Origin of the sequence: Paracoccus halophilus, from assembly GCF_000763905.1 — a bacterium.
GTDB classification, from domain to species: domain Bacteria; phylum Pseudomonadota; class Alphaproteobacteria; order Rhodobacterales; family Rhodobacteraceae; genus Paracoccus; species Paracoccus halophilus.
On record NZ_JRKN01000007.1, the window covers coordinates 53,899 to 68,679 of the forward strand.

A 14,781-nucleotide genomic window follows, 5' to 3' on the forward strand; every position below is an offset into this window, starting at 1 on the left:
GCCACAGACCCGGCAAACGGGCAGTATACGAGGCAGTGACGGCGGTAATCCATGACCGAGATGGTCTTTGGCACCACGCCCCTAAGGGCTGGCGACCCAATTCTTCCACGCTGGTGGCGAACGCTCGACCGCTGGTCCCTGGCCTGCGTGCTGGGCCTGTTCTCGATCGGGATCCTGCTGGGGCTCGCCGCCTCGGTGCCGCTGGCCGAGCGTAACGAACTGCCGCAGTTCTTCTATGTCTGGCGTCAGGCCATTTTCGGCGTCCTGGCGCTGCTGACCATGCTGCTCGTCTCGACCTTCCCGCCCAGGCTGGTGCGCCGGCTGGGCGTTCTGGGCTTTTTCGCCGCGCTGATCGTGCTGCTGGCGCTGCCTTTCATCGGCAGCGATTTCGGCAAGGGCGCAGTGCGGTGGCTGCGGCTGCCGGGTGGCGTGTCGGTGCAGCCCTCGGAATTCCTCAAGCCCTGTTTCGTCGCGATCTGCGCCTGGTTCATGGCCGCCAGCCAGGAGGTCGGCGGCCCGCCGGGGCGCGTCTATTCCTTTGCGCTGGCCGCCTTCAGCGTGGTGCTGCTGGCGCTGCAGCCCGATTTCGGCCAGGCCTCGCTGCTGCTGTTTTCCTGGTGCGTGATGTTCTTCATCGCGGGCGCGCCGCTGTTCTATCTGTCCGTCGTCCTCGGGCTGGCCGGGCTGGGGGGTATCTTCGCCTATGGCGCGTCCGAGCATTTCGCCCGCCGGATCAACGGCTTTCTCAGCAACGATGTCGATCCCCGCACGCAGCTGGGCTATGCCACCAATGCGATTCAGGAGGGCCGGTTCTTCGGCGTCGGCGTCGGTGAGGGCACGGTCAAGTGGTCGCTGCCCGATGCGCATACCGATTTCATCATCGCCGTCGCGGCCGAGGAATACGGGCTGATCATGGTGATCGCGATCATCCTGCTTTACGGCGCCATCGTGATACGTTCGCTGATGCGGCTGCGCGACGAGCGCGACCCCTTCATCCGGATCGCGGGCACCGGGCTCGCTGCCACTTTCGGCGTGCAGGCGCTGATCAATATGGGCGTGGCGGTGCGGCTGTTGCCGGCCAAGGGCATGACGCTGCCCTTCATCAGCTATGGCGGCTCGTCGCTGATCGCCTCGGGGATCGCGGTGGGGATGCTGCTTGCCCTGACGCGAAGCCGGCCGCAGGGCCGGATGGGCGATATCATCGGCCGGGGGCGGCGATGAGTGCCGGCGCGCCCCTGTGCCTGATCGCCGCCGGCGGCACCGGCGGGCACATGTTCCCCGCGCAGTCGCTGGCCGAGACCCTGCTGCGCCGCGGCTGGCGGGTGAAGCTTTCGACCGACGAGCGCGGCGCCCGCTATGCCGGCAATTTCCCGGCCGAGGTCGCGCGCGAGGTCGTCGCCTCGGCCACCACCGCGCGCGGCGGGCTGACGGGCAAGCTGACCGCGCCCTTCAAGATCGCCGCCGGGGTCATCGCCGCGCGCCGCGGTTTTCGCGCCGACCGGCCCTCGGTGGTGGTGGGGTTCGGCGGCTACCCGACGATTCCCGCCATGTCCGCCGCGCTGAGCATGGGCCTGCCGCGCATGATCCACGAACAGAACGGTGTCATGGGACGGGTGAACCGGCTGTTCGCCCGCCGCGTCGACAGGGTCGCCTGCGGTACCTGGCCGACCGATCTGCCCCGCGGGGTCGAGGGCGCCCATACCGGCAACCCGGTCCGCGCCTCCGTGCTGGAGCGTGCCGGCGCGCCCTATGCCCCGCCGGGCGAGGGTGCGCTGAACCTGCTGGTGATCGGCGGCAGCCAGGGCGCGCGGCTTCTTTCCGATGTCGTGCCCGCCGCGATTGGCGGCCTGCCCGAGGATCTGCGCGCGCGTCTTTCGGTCAGCCATCAGGCCCGGGCCGAGGACGCCGCGCGCGTCACCTCGGCCTATGCGGCGGCCGGCATCCGCGCCGAAGTGCAGCCCTTTTTCGACGATGTGGCGCGGCGGCTGGCGGAATGCCAGCTGGTCGTCAGCCGGGCAGGGGCCTCGTCGGTCGCCGACATTACCGTGATCGGCCGGCCCGCGATCCTGATCCCCTATGCCGCCGCGACCGGCGACCATCAGACCGCCAATGCCCTTGCCCTGACGGAAACCGGCGCGGCGGTGGTTTTCCCCGAATCCGCGCTTGACGCCGAAAGCCTCAGGCGCGAGATGCTGGGGATCCTTTCAGACAGTGCCCGCGCCAGCTCGATGGCAGCCGCCGGGCTTTCGCTGGGCCGCCCCGATGCAGCGCAGCGCCTTGCAGATCTAGTGACGGAACTGAGCCGATGAACGCAGCGACCAAACTTCCCGGCGAACTGGGGCCCATCCATTTCATCGGCATCGGCGGCATCGGCATGTCGGGCATCGCCGAGGTGCTGATGACACTGGGCTACGAGGTGCAGGGCTCGGACGCGAAACGCTCGAAGATCACCGACCGGCTGGAAAGCCTTGGCGCCACTGTCTTCGAGGGCCAGCGCGCCGAGAATATCGGCGAGGCCGGCGTGGTCGTCATCTCGACCGCGATCCGGAAGGGCAACCCGGAACTGGAGGAGGCCCGCCGCCGTGGCCTGCCCGTCGTGCGCCGCGCCGAGATGCTGGCCGAGCTGATGCGCCTGAAATCCAACATCGCCATCGCGGGCACCCATGGCAAGACGACGACCACCACCATGGTCGCCACGCTTCTGGACGCGGGCGGGCTGGACCCGACGGTTATCAATGGCGGGGTGATCCACGCCTATGGCTCCAACGCCCGCGCAGGCGCAGGCGAATGGATGGTGGTCGAGGCGGATGAAAGCGACGGCAGCTTCAACCGCCTGCCTGCGACCATCGCCATCGTCACTAATATCGACCCCGAACATATGGAGCATTGGGGCAGCTTCGACGCGCTGCGCCAGGGGTTCTATAACTTTGCCTCGGGCATCCCCTTCTACGGGCTGGCCGTCTGCTGCACCGACCATCCCGAGGTGCAGGCGCTGGTCGGCAAGTTGACCGACCGCCGCGTCGCCACCTTCGGCTTCAACGCCCAGGCCGATGTGCGCGCCATGAACCTGACCTATGAGAACGGCATCGCGCATTTCGATATCGCCCTGCAGGGCGAGGCCGAGCTGAACGAGGGCCAGACCCCGGTGATCGAGGGCTGCACCCTGCCGATGCCGGGCGATCACAATGTCAGCAATGCGCTGGCCGCCGTCGCCGTCGCCCGCCATCTGGGCATGAAGCGCAGCGAGATCCGCGAGGCGCTGGCCAAGTTCGGCGGCGTCGGCCGCCGCTTTACCCGCGTGGGCGAGGTGAACGGGGTCACGATCATCGACGATTACGGCCATCACCCGGTCGAGATCGCCGCCGTGCTCAAGGCCGCGCGACAGGCCACCAGGGGCCGCGTCATCGCCGTGCATCAGCCGCATCGCTATTCGCGCCTGTCCAGCCTGTTCGACGATTTCTGCACCTGTTTCAACGAGGCCGATGTCGTCGCCATCGCCGAGGTCTATTCCGCCGGCGAGGACCCGATCCCCGGCGCCTCGCGCGACGATCTGGTCGCCGGGCTGATCGCGCATGGCCACCGCCATGCCCGCGCGGTGATCGACGAATCCGATCTGGCGCGGCTGGTGCGCGAACAGGCCCGTCCCGGCGACATGGTCGTCTGCCTGGGCGCCGGCACGATCTCCACCTGGGCCAACAACCTGCCCGAACGCCTGCAGGAGAAAGCCGCGTGAGCCTGCCTGCCTTTCCCCTGCCGATCGCGGCGCTGGCCGTGGCGCTCTGGGTGCTTGTCGCCTGTCTGGTGCCGCTGTTTCGCGCCCGCTGGCGCAACGCGGCACTGTTCGGGCTGGTGGTCTGCGGCGTGCCGGTGCTGGGCTGGATGACCTATCTGCTGGGCCCGGCCTTCGGGGTGCTGTTCCTGGCGCTTGGCCTGTCGCTGCTGGTCTGGCCGCCCGCCGGGCTCCTGCGCCGCCGTCGTCAGTCGCAGCCGGAGCGTGGCCTGCATTAGCGCCGCGCCGCCTTTGCCGGCCCTCGGGCGGGAACATTTCCAGAACAAGGCTTTTCGCTGCGGATATTGACGGCTATGCTGCGCGCATGAGCGATTTCGACGATTCCGACGCCTTTCAGGCCGCCGCCGCGCCTGTTCCCCTGTCGCAGCGCGCCTTGGGGGCGCGGCCGGCGCCCTATCTGGACGGGCTGAACCCCGCGCAGCGCGAGGCGGTCGAGGCGCTGGAGGGGCCTGTCCTGCTGCTCGCCGGGGCAGGGACCGGCAAGACCCGCGCCCTGACCACGCGGATCGCGCATCTGCTGACGCTGGGCAAGGCGACGCCGGGTCGCATCCTCGCGGTGACATTCACCAACAAGGCCGCGCGCGAGATGAAGGATCGCATTGCCCGCCTGCTGGGCGAGGCGGTCGAGGGCATGCCATGGCTGGGCACCTTCCATTCGATCAGCGTCAAGATCCTGCGCCGCCATGCCGAACTGATCGGCGATGGCGAATTGCACCTGAAGACCGGCTTTACCATCCTGGACACGGACGATCAGATCCGGCTGCTGAAACAGCTGATCGCGGCCGAGAATATCGACGAAAAGCGCTGGCCCGCGCGCCAGCTTGCGCATCTGATCGACGGCTGGAAGAACCGTTGCCTGACGCCCGCGCGCCTACCCAAGGGCGAGGAGCGCGGTTTTGACGGCTGGGGCGGGCGGCTTTACGCGGCCTATCAGCGCCGGCTGCTGGAGCTGAACGCGGTCGATTTCGGCGATCTGCTGATGCATTGCGTCAGCCTGTTCCAGGCCCATCCCGATATCCTGAACCAGTGGCAGGAGCGGTTCCGCTATATCCTCGTGGACGAATATCAGGACACGAACAGCGCGCAATACATTTGGCTGCGGCTGCTGGCCCAGGCGCATCGCAATATCTGCTGCGTGGGCGATGACGACCAGTCGATCTATGGCTGGCGCGGCGCCGAGGTGGGCAATATCCTGCGCTTCGAGACGGATTTCCCCGGCGCGAAAGTCATCCGGCTGGAACAGAATTACCGCTCGACCCCGCATATCCTGGCCGCCGCCTCCGGGCTGATCGCGGCGAACAAGGGCCGGCTGGGCAAGACGCTCTGGACCGAGGCCGAGGGGGGCGAGCGGCTTCGCCTGATCGGCCATTGGGACAGCGAGGCCGAGGCCCGCTGGATCGGCGAGGAAATCGAGGCCTTTCAGGGCGGGCACCGCCATTCCATCGGCCAGCGCAGCCTGAATGATATCGCCATCCTCGTGCGGGCCAGCCATCAGATGCGGGCCTTTGAGGATCGTTTCATGACCATCGGCCTGCCCTATCGGGTGATCGGCGGGCCGCGCTTCTATGAACGGCAGGAAATCCGCGACGCGATGGCCTATTTCCGGCTGGCGGTCAGCCCCGCCGACGATCTGGCCTTCGAGCGGGTGGTTAACACCCCCAAGCGGGGGCTTGGCGACAAGGCGGTGCAGAAGATCCAGTACGAGGCGCGCAGCCGCGGCCTGTCGCTGCTCGAGGGCGCGGCCTCGGCCGTGGCCACGGGCGTGCTGGGCGGCAAGGGCGCCGCCGCGCTGCGGCGGTTCACCGAAAGCATGGGGCGCTGGCATGCGGATGTCCTCGACAGCAGGGTGAACCATGTCGAACTGGCCGAGCGGATCCTGGACGAATCCGGCTATACCGCCATGTGGCAGAACGACAAATCGCCCGATGCCCCGGGTCGGCTCGACAACTTGAAAGAGTTGATAAAGGCGCTGGAAGAGTTTGATAATCTGCAAGGTTTTCTGGAACATGTGGCGCTGGTCATGGACAATGACAGCGGCGAACGCGGCGAAGAGGTCAGCATCATGACGCTGCATGCCGCCAAGGGGCTGGAATATCCCATCGTCTTCCTGCCGGGATGGGAGGACGGGCTGTTCCCCAGCCAGCGCAGCATGGACGAATCCGGCATGAAGGGCCTCGAGGAGGAACGCCGTCTCGCCTATGTCGGCATCACCCGGGCCGAGGAACTGGCGACGATCAGCTTTGCCGGCAACCGCCGCATGTACGGGCAATGGCAGTCCAGCCTGCCCTCGCGCTTCATCGACGAACTGCCCGAGGAACATGTCGATGTCTTGACGGCCCCCGGCCTTTATGGCGGCGGTTACGGCGCGGCGGCGCAGGCGCAGCCCTTTGCGCCCTCGGGCATGCATGACCGCGCGGCCAGCGCCGATGTCTATAACTCGCCCGGCTGGAAGCGGATGCAGGAACGCAGGGCGCAACCCGCGCAGCCCGTTCGCCGGACGCCGGTGACCATCGACGCCGAACCGGCAGCGCGGTTCACCGTGGGCGACCGGGTCTTTCACCAGAAATTCGGCAATGGCACGATCATGGGCATGGCCGAGGATACGCTGACCGTCGAATTCACCGCCGGCTTCAAGACGGTCAAGGCGGGCTATGTGCAGCCGGCATCCGCGGCGGGCGACAGTCTGGACGACGTGCCGTTCTGAGCGCTTGACCGCCCCGGCCCGGCAGCATATCTGCCTTGGGCGCGGATGGCCGGATGACCGCGGCGGCAACGTCGAGGAAAGTCCGGACTCCATGAAGGCACGGTGCCGGGTAACGCCCGGCGGGGGCAACCCCAGGGAAAGCGCCACAGAGAACAGACCGCCCGCGCTGGTCGCGGGCAAGGGTGAAACGGTGGGGTAAGAGCCCACCGCGGGGCTGGCAACAGTCTCGGCACGGCAAGCCCCACCGGGAGCAATGCCGAATAGGGACCGCGCGTCGCAAGACAGGGCCGCCTTCGCCCCAGCAGGTCCGGGTTGGCAGCTAGATCCCGTCAGCAATGGCGGGGCCAGATGAATGGTCATCGAAGGGGGCAACCCCGGAACAAAATCCGGCTTACAGGCCATCCGCGCGTTTGTTTCCCCGGCTCCGGCGGCCCTCCTGTCGCGTCCGATCCTGCGGCACCGTGCGGAAAGCCTGATGGCGGGCCAGCCGCGGCCCCGACAGTCGCGTGATCCGCTTCACCTCTATCGGCGAAAGCCGGTTCCGGGCCATGTTTTCCGGTTGACACGGCCGGCCGCGTCGTTAAAAGCCGGGTTTCAGGAATTTCCACGGTGGCCGTCCGGTGCCGCCGCAGCAGGAGCAAGTAATATGGCGAAGCCGACGACGATCAAGATCCGTCTGAACTCGACGGCCGGGACCGGGCATTTCTATGTCACCAAGAAGAATGCCCGCACGATGACCGAAAAGATGACGGTCAACAAATACGACCCGGTCGTCCGCAAGCATGTCGAGTACAAGGAAGGCAAGATCAAGTAGGATCCTGCCCGGCAGAACCGATCAGGAACCGCGCCCCGAAACGGGCGCGGTTCTTGCATTTGGCCGGCGCGCATTGCCGTGCCGGCAGCCGTGATCCGGCGCGAGGAAGCCGGCGCGTCACCGGGCATCGCCCGCGATGCCGCCCCGGCGATCAGTCGAGCGAAACCCGGAATTCATCCGTCGGCAGGGTGGCCATGAAACGCTCGGCGATCTGCGAGATGACGATCTGCGGCCGCACGCGCTCGATCAGTTCGTAATCGAGATTGGCGGACCAGATGAAATGCACCTCGCGGAAGGTTTCGGCCAGCATGGCGGTCAGCAAATGGGGGCGGAACTCGCTGAAGGAATCGCCGAACAGCATCACCGTCTGGGGATGCGCGTCGTCCAGGCTGTTCTGCAGGTGGACATAGCAGCCGACGAAACGCGGACTGCCCTGGCGGAAGCCGGTTTCCTCGTTATAGCGCACCGGGCCGTTGGCGAGGACCCGCCTGGCATCGCGCAGGACATGGGTAAAGCGCGCTTCCTCGATCACCGGGGGCGAGAACTTGTTGCCCAGATCAAGCGCCATCGCCTTGCCGCCGACTTTGCGATCGGAAAAATCGCGCGGCGCGACGCCCAGCGTCTCGCACAGCCGGCGATAGGCGGCCTGGCAGCCACGAAAATTCCAGTGGCTGTCGGATTTGTAGAAAACCGGGCCTTCCAGATCCGCCGCCCGCAGATCGGGCAGGACGTCCAGGTTCAGATCATTCCCGGGCACCAGCTGGGCCAGCAGCCGCGCCGGGTGGCGGTCGTGATGCGGCAGGGGCCGGCCCACATGCTCGGGATAGACCGACAGCTTGTCGGGCGCGGTCATATGCAGATAGCGGATGCCCAGCCCGGCCAGGCGGTCGCGCCGCGCGGTCAGCAGATCGGCCCAGTCCCGCGCATGCTTGTCGGTGAAGTGATCGTCCTGGGTATAGTAACGATGCACATTGTTCGAGCCGGTCCAGAGGAACAGCCAGCCATCCCTGCCGGACAGGACACCGTTCTCGATCCGGCCCCGTTCGGGCATGTTCAGCAATGGCAGATTGGGGTTGGCGCGCGCCAGAATGCTGCGTACCGCAGCGGCGTTGAAGGGCACGCCCAGCCGGTCGAACAGCGGCTTCAGCGCGGCCTCGTTGCCGATATAATCGTCATAGGCAATTTCGATGCAGCGATCCGGATGCGCGGCGGCGAACTTGCGGAACAGCTGGTCGGCGCGGGCATATTCATGCTCGTTCGCGACCTCGCCCGAGGCACGGTTGGCGGCGATCACCCGGCCCGTGTCGCGGGTGTTGAAGATCAGCAATGCCCGCGGAAAGCGCAGGCGCAGATAGTTGCAATAGGCGACGAATTCCGGGCGCGGCATCAGCCGGGTCTCGGTGCAGCCGATGATATGACTGTCCTTGGGCGGGCGCAGGACATGATCGACGAAACCGGCCGAGAGCTTGTCGGCAAAGGCCCTGGCCTGAATTTCCGGCGCACCGAACCAGGCAGAGCCGGGACCCGCCGCGCCGTCCTTCTGCCGCTGTGCCTTGTCCAGCCCGGCAGCAAGCTGCGCCACACCGACGAGCACGCCGCCATTGCCGCCCCGGATGCAGATGCCGGGCACGGTGTTCAGCGCCTCTTGCACGATGCCGGCGCCGGCATGCGGATAGCTGATGATGAAAGCCTGCTCGAACGGGCCGGTGGGCTTGTCCGGCGCCCGGGCGGCCGCAGCGGGGGATGCCTTTGTGGCGGGCCTGGGCGCGGGCTTGGCTGCGGGTTTTGCGGCTGGCCGGCGGTTCGGCAGGCCGGTCAGCTTGCAAAAGGCGTTGTAATTTGGGTTGAACAGGTTGTTGAGCCGTTCGGTCGTCTCGGGCGAAAGCGGATAGGTCGCGTTCTTGTCCTGATGGCTGTATTTCCGTTCCCCGAACCTTTCGTCACGGATCGGATCGACGCCGATATGGCGAAAGATCCGCTCCATGGTCTGCTGCGGGTCCTGCGACAGGCTTTCGTTCTCGACCGCAAGGAAACGGTCGCCGAACACGGTCCGGTAATTATGGGCCTTGCGGAAATACAGGCTGAAATTCAGGCACTGCATCAGATACATGTCGATCTGGTGGATCTGGCTGACCGCGGCTTCCAGATCGCGGGAAAAGAACTCTTCCGGCGAAATGCTCCTGAGTGCCTCGATCTTGTTGATCTTGCGCAGGTGATTGAAATGCGACAGCGCGCGGTCGATCGGGTCGCGGGCCATCATGATCACGCGGGCGTCCGGATTATAGTCGTGAATGCGGCGCGGGATCACCGGCTCGTTGGCCATGTCGAAATAGGTCGGGCTGGCATCGAGATAATGCTGGTCCGGGGGCAAGTGGCTGAAATGCGCGTGATACCAGTCCGGCCCCTTGGTGTCGAAAAGCGAGAAGTAATGGATTTCCTTTTGCGTGCCGGCATGGATTTCCGGGTGCAGCGACAGGAACTCGTGCAGGATGGTCGTGCCGCCCTTCATCGTGCCGACAATGAAGATATCAGGCCTGTTCACGGTCTGGTGGTCTTTCATCTCGAGTCTTTCCCTTTTTCAGCGGGCAGAGGTCATGCCCGGCGGCGGGTTGGTTTCAATCCGAACTGGTTCTCGAGTTCCGTGATCGCGGCGGCCGCGCGGCGATCGCGCTCGGCATCCGTGCCGATCAGATCGCGCGCCTTGCCCTGCATGCGGATGATCTCGTCCAGTTGCTTTTCATTGAAGTTCGAGATGGTGACGCTGGACTGGTGCCGGCGGTGAAGGTTTTTTGACAGGGCCGAATAGGCGATGTCGCCCCGCGCCATCAGGTTCAGATAGACTGCCCAGTCGCCGGCGAAGCGCAGCCCCTCGATTTCGGCGCGATGCTGCTGGAACACCTCGCGCAGCGCATCGGCGCGCATGACCACGGCCGAGGCGTTCAGGATGGTGTTTTTCAGAAACAGCGCCTGTTCGATCTCGGCGCGGCCGGAATTGACATAGTTCCGGTCCCATTTTCCGGGCGCGACGGCGTTCGTGTAATAACGGTAATCGCCGGCCAGCGGATTGCCCTTTTCGTCGATCTGGGCGGATTCGCAATAAGACAGAACCACGCCCGGCGCCTCGAAGCCGCGCATGACGGTGGACAGGAAATCCGGCGCGGCCAGATCGTCGGCCTCGGCGATCCAGATATAGTCGCCGCGGGCCAGTTCCAGACCCTTTTGCCATTGCCGGAAGACATTGCCGGAATTGGTCTCGTTGCGGATCACGCGGACCGGCGCCTGGCTGGCGGCGGCGAATTCCGCGATGATTTCCGGGCTGCGATCGGTCGAGCAATCGTCCAGCACGATGATCTCGAGAATCGGCATGTCCTGGGCGGCGACGCTTTCCAGCCGCTCGCGGATGTAATCCTGGTAATTGTAGCTGGGCACGATGACCGAGATGCGCGGCACCGGCCGGCCGCCAAAACTGAGCAGGTCCAGCGCATATTCGGTAAAGCCGGTATCTTCGGCGATGTGGCGGCTGGCGCGGGCGACCATCGCATCGCGTTCGGCGCCGCCCTGCAGCAGGTCCAGCGCGGCCCGCGCCATTTCGTCGGGGTTTTCGGCCGCCACCGCGCGGGCAAGGCCCCGGTCGGCCAGATCCGCCGCGCCGGTGACGCCGGCGAACATCACCACCGGCAGGCTGGCCGCCATCGCCTCGAGCACGACCGAAGGATAGGGATCCTCGCGCGAGGTCAGCAGGAACAGGTCCGAGGCGGCATAGAAGCGGGCGGGGTCCGGCCTGCGGCCCGGCAGGTGGATATGCGCGGCCACGCCAAGCTCTTTGGCCAGCGCCTGCACCCTGGGCAGTTCGTCGCGATCGGCATGGCCGATCCAGATCGCCTCGGCCGGCAGGCCGGCAGCGAGCATCGCCGCCACGGCGCGCACGAACAGATCGACCCCCTTGCGATGGTCGATATAGCCGGCGCCCAGGATCAGCGGCGCATCGGTCGCGATGCCGAATTCGGCGCGCAGCGCGGCGCGGTCGGCATCATTGCGCGGCGCGGGGGAAAGATACAGGCCCTGCGGCCGGATCCCGGCCTGCGGCAGCGCGCTGCCCAATGTCTCCTGAAACTGGTCGCGGACGATGCGGGCCGGGAATATCGTCGGCACGCCGGCCTCGGCCAGATCGCGCATCTGCCGGCGAAGGTTCAACTGACTGTAGACCGAGCGCATTTCATGGACCAGCGCGACGGGGCTGTAGCCGGCCTCTTGCAGCAGCGGGACCGCGCTTCCCGAAACGGTGGTGTTGGCGATCGCGACTTCCAGATGCTCGTTGCGCAGCCCGCGCAGCATGCGCAGCGCCTCGTCGCGACGGGTCGCGGGATCGGGCAGTTCCACGACCTGTGCGACCTCGGCGTAATCCTTGACCAGCTCGCCGCCCTGCAGCAGGACGACCTTGACCAACAGCCCCGCCTGCCGATAGGCGCGCGCCAGGTTGAGCAGCAGGAACTGCGCGCCATGCGGATGCGCGTCATGGCCGATCAGCGTGACATGTTTCGGCGCCGCGCGCGGATCCAGCGCGTCGCGCGTGGTTTCCAGCCAAGCATAGCCAAAGCGGGTATCCGGTTCGAGATGGGCGCCTTCGGCCCATTCGTTCCAGGCGTTGCAGAAGATGATGCGCTCGTCCCGGGTGGGGGCGTCCGCCAGCGTCCGGGTCATGGCATTGTTCAGCCATGTCGCATATTCGCCGGGCGTATTGTTGAGGAAGATCGCGCCGCCCTTCTTGCGCCGCGCGCTGTTGTCCCAGGCCGGGCAGACCGAGCGGATCAGCCGGTAATCGGGGCGCGGATAGTCGCGGCTGCGATCGACATAGGAATTCCAGTCATAGATGATGCCGTTGAATTCCGGGTCCAGCCCCTCGACGCGGTCGGTCAGCACGGTGGGCGAGGCATTGTTGGGCGGGAATTCGATCGCGGCGTCGAAATCATAGGTCTTGGGGTCGGCAAGCTCGAAGGACTGGGTATAGGCCAGATAGATCTCGCCCACGCCGTTCTCGCGGCACCACTCGCGCCAGCGCCCGGCGGTGGCGGCGGGATCGGGCAGCAGGCTGGGGCGATAGACCAGCACCAGCGGCCTGCCGTCGATCCGGATATAGCGCGGATCGCGCAGATAGGGGGCGAGCGCCGCGATAAAGGCCAGATCGTCCTCGGGCGAATGGTCCTGGGCGATCAGGATTTCGGCATCCTTGCCGTCCCAGCGGCGCGACCAGTTCTCGTTCGCCCAGCAGATGCAGAAGGGGAAATCCAGTTCGGCATGCGCGAGCCAGTTCTCGACCGGCTTTTCCAGCAGCCGCTTGCCGGCGAACCAGTACCAGTAAAAGCAGAAGCCGCCCAGGCCATAAAGTTTCGCCAGTTCGATCTGGCGTTTCTGCGCCTCGATATCGGTCAGGTCGTAATAGCCGATATCCAGCGGCTCATGCGGCTGGTAATGGCCGGGGAACATGGGCTGCGTGACCCGTACATTGGTCCATTCGGTAAAGCCCTTGCCCCACCATTCGTCATTTTCGGGAATGGTGTGGAACTGCGGCAGGTAAAAGGCGATCACCCGGGCCTTGGGGTCGGTCAGTTCGGTCTGGATGCGGCGCGGCACGAAATGATCCGCCGTGTCAACCGCGACCATGCCGCCGGGCGAATCCGCGGCTGCGGGCGCGGCCTCGGACTGGAAGCGGGCCGCCGACTGGCCGGGTTTTGCCGGGGCCGGCGCGGGTTTTTCGAAGGGCGCCACCTGAACCGCCAGCCAGTGCTGGTAAAGTGCCGTCGAGCCGAACAGCCGGCGGCCGGCGGATGAGGAAAATATCCGGTTCTTCCACTGCACGCGCCGGTTGGTCGGGATCGGCAGCCGGCGCCAGACCCCCAGGGCGATCCCGGCCGCGATACGGCGCAGAAGCCGGAGGATCCCGCGCAGCGCAGTGCTGAGCGCGCGCATCGGCCGCGTCACCCGCCACGAGGTGCTGGCATAGACCGCGCGCAGCATGTTCGAGAGATTCTCGATCTCGGCCAGACGGTCCTGAACGCCGCGCGCGTAATGGCCGGCCTCGATCCGTGACGCGTCCAGAGCCTGTGACAGACGGCCGGCCTCGATCCGTGACGCGTCCAGAGCCTGTGACAGACGGCCGGCCTCGATCCGTGACGCGTCCAGAGCCTGTGACAGCCGGGCGGCCTCGTCCTGTTTCTGGCGCAATTCCTCCTGGGCCTTCTGCAGCGCGCTTGCCGATTTTTGCGCCCTGTGCTGCAGGTCCTTCAGCCGCGCCCGGTCCTGTCGGTAAACCTCGCGGTCGCGCTCATAGGCGGTCTGCACTTCGATGCGCGCGGCCTCGGTCTGCGCGCGGGCGTTCTCGGCCCGGCTCAGCCGGTCGATCGAGGCGCCGAGCTGGCGCTGCTTTTCCTCAAGTTGCGAGCGCAGATCATTGATATAAAGTTCGTTTTTCTTGTTCAGGTCCAAGACGACATCATGCAGTTTCCAGATGCCTTCCAGACCATGCGAAAGCTCGGTATTGCGGCGCGCCAATTCGTCGCTGGTCAGCTTGTGCAGGGCGATATCGGCGCTGACACTGGCCAGTTCATGGCGCGTGTCGCGGATCGCGGGCAGGGTCAGTTCGACCAGCTCGTCGAACCGTTCGGCAATGGCATCCATCTGGGCCATGGCCGTCGCGTCCTGCGGATCTTTGGCGAATGCCGCGCAGGCGTCAAAGCCGCGCAGCGCCAGCCCGTTCGTGTAGCTTGTCCGCGCCAGATCCTCGGCGGTCCATCTGTTGTGACGGGCATCCTTGACGATGGCCTTTTTGACATCGGCGGCGATCTTTCCCAGATCATTCGGCCAATTCAGCCCCAGATCCGCGGCCATGCGGCCGAAGGTGTCGCGCCAGTCATCGAACAGGCTGTCATATGAGGTGAAGCTGCGCTTGCAGCCGCGGCTGTCGCGTTCGGCGTCGATCAGATGGCGCAACCACAGCATGATCCCCTCGCGCATGCTGATTCCGTCGCGGGCAAGAAGCGAGCCGGCGACCTCCAGCGGGTTGCGATAGGGAATGACGACCAGCGGCTCGATCCTTTCGGCCTCCAGCGCGCGCAGGATCGGCGGCAGCAGGCGGCAGCTGCGCGGCTCTTTCAGCACCATCAGCGGCGCGTCGCCCTGTTCCTCGCGGAGAAAACCGCGCAGGTCCGAAATATAGCGCGCGACCAGATCCTGCGGCGCCGCGCCAAGGTCCAGCCGCGACCATTCGTTCCAGTCGCTGCCCAGATCCTGCAGCAGTTCGGAATTGCGGTTGTTCAGCCAGACCGGCTCCCAATGCCCGTATTCGTTATCTTTTGTGGCGCCGATCAGATCCGCAGGCAGCCTGGCGCCGGCCAGGCCGATCAACTGGGTGACGACACTGGTGCCCGAACGGTGCATTCCCAGGACCAGCAGGCATTGACGAACTGCTTGGGCTTT

Annotated in this window: 8 protein-coding genes and 1 other RNA gene; 7 read left to right on the forward strand and 2 right to left on the reverse strand. The window is 66.0% G+C overall.

What is annotated here, in order from left to right:
• Window positions 1-51 precede the first annotated feature (51 nt).
• The 7 genes from IT41_RS06920 to rpmG all read left to right on the forward strand — a co-directional run bounded on the left by IT41_RS06920 (window position 52) and on the right by rpmG (window position 7,308).
• Complete coding sequence (locus IT41_RS06920; RefSeq protein ID WP_036739829.1) at window positions 52-1,221, forward strand: FtsW/RodA/SpoVE family cell cycle protein; 1,170 nt, start codon at window positions 52-54, stop codon at window positions 1,219-1,221.
• Window positions 1,218-2,309: a UDP-N-acetylglucosamine--N-acetylmuramyl-(pentapeptide) pyrophosphoryl-undecaprenol N-acetylglucosamine transferase gene (locus IT41_RS06925; protein ID WP_036739831.1), complete on the forward strand. Its 1,092-nt coding sequence runs from the start codon at window positions 1,218-1,220 to the stop codon at window positions 2,307-2,309. The genes IT41_RS06920 and IT41_RS06925 overlap by 4 nt, the downstream gene beginning before the upstream one ends.
• Window positions 2,306-3,733: a UDP-N-acetylmuramate--L-alanine ligase gene (murC, locus tag IT41_RS06930; protein WP_036739833.1), complete on the forward strand. Its 1,428-nt coding sequence runs from the start codon at window positions 2,306-2,308 to the stop codon at window positions 3,731-3,733. Before IT41_RS06925 ends, murC begins: the two co-directional genes overlap by 4 nt.
• The gene (locus IT41_RS06935) at window positions 3,730-4,008 is read left to right on the forward strand and encodes a DUF2484 family protein (RefSeq protein ID WP_052081324.1); all 279 of its coding nucleotides are present in this window, start codon (window positions 3,730-3,732) and stop codon (window positions 4,006-4,008) included. Before murC ends, IT41_RS06935 begins: the two co-directional genes overlap by 4 nt.
• Window positions 4,009-4,094: 86 nt before the next feature.
• Window positions 4,095-6,494 (forward strand): ATP-dependent helicase, encoded by a 2,400-nt coding sequence (locus IT41_RS06940; RefSeq protein ID WP_036739834.1) that lies wholly within the window; start codon window positions 4,095-4,097, stop codon window positions 6,492-6,494.
• 41 nt (window positions 6,495-6,535) lie between these two features.
• Window positions 6,536-6,904, forward strand: an RNA gene (gene rnpB, locus IT41_RS19420) — RNase P RNA component class A.
• A 236-nt stretch (window positions 6,905-7,140) separates the two neighbouring features.
• A complete protein-coding gene (rpmG, locus tag IT41_RS06945; protein WP_011750518.1) occupies window positions 7,141-7,308 on the forward strand; it encodes a 50S ribosomal protein L33 in 168 nt (55 codons plus the stop codon).
• A 151-nt stretch (window positions 7,309-7,459) separates the two neighbouring features.
• Here rpmG and IT41_RS19405 read toward each other — a convergent pair whose 3' ends face one another.
• Window positions 7,460-9,868 (reverse strand): sulfotransferase, encoded by a 2,409-nt coding sequence (locus tag IT41_RS19405; protein WP_052081325.1) that lies wholly within the window; start codon window positions 9,866-9,868, stop codon window positions 7,460-7,462.
• A gap of 32 nt (window positions 9,869-9,900) precedes the next feature.
• Window positions 9,901-14,742 carry a glycoside hydrolase family 99-like domain-containing protein gene (locus IT41_RS19410; RefSeq protein ID WP_052081326.1) on the reverse strand — a complete coding sequence of 1,614 codons (4,842 nt, stop codon included), beginning with the start codon at window positions 14,740-14,742 and terminating at the stop codon, window positions 9,901-9,903.
• Window positions 14,743-14,781: the final 39 nt, after the last annotated feature.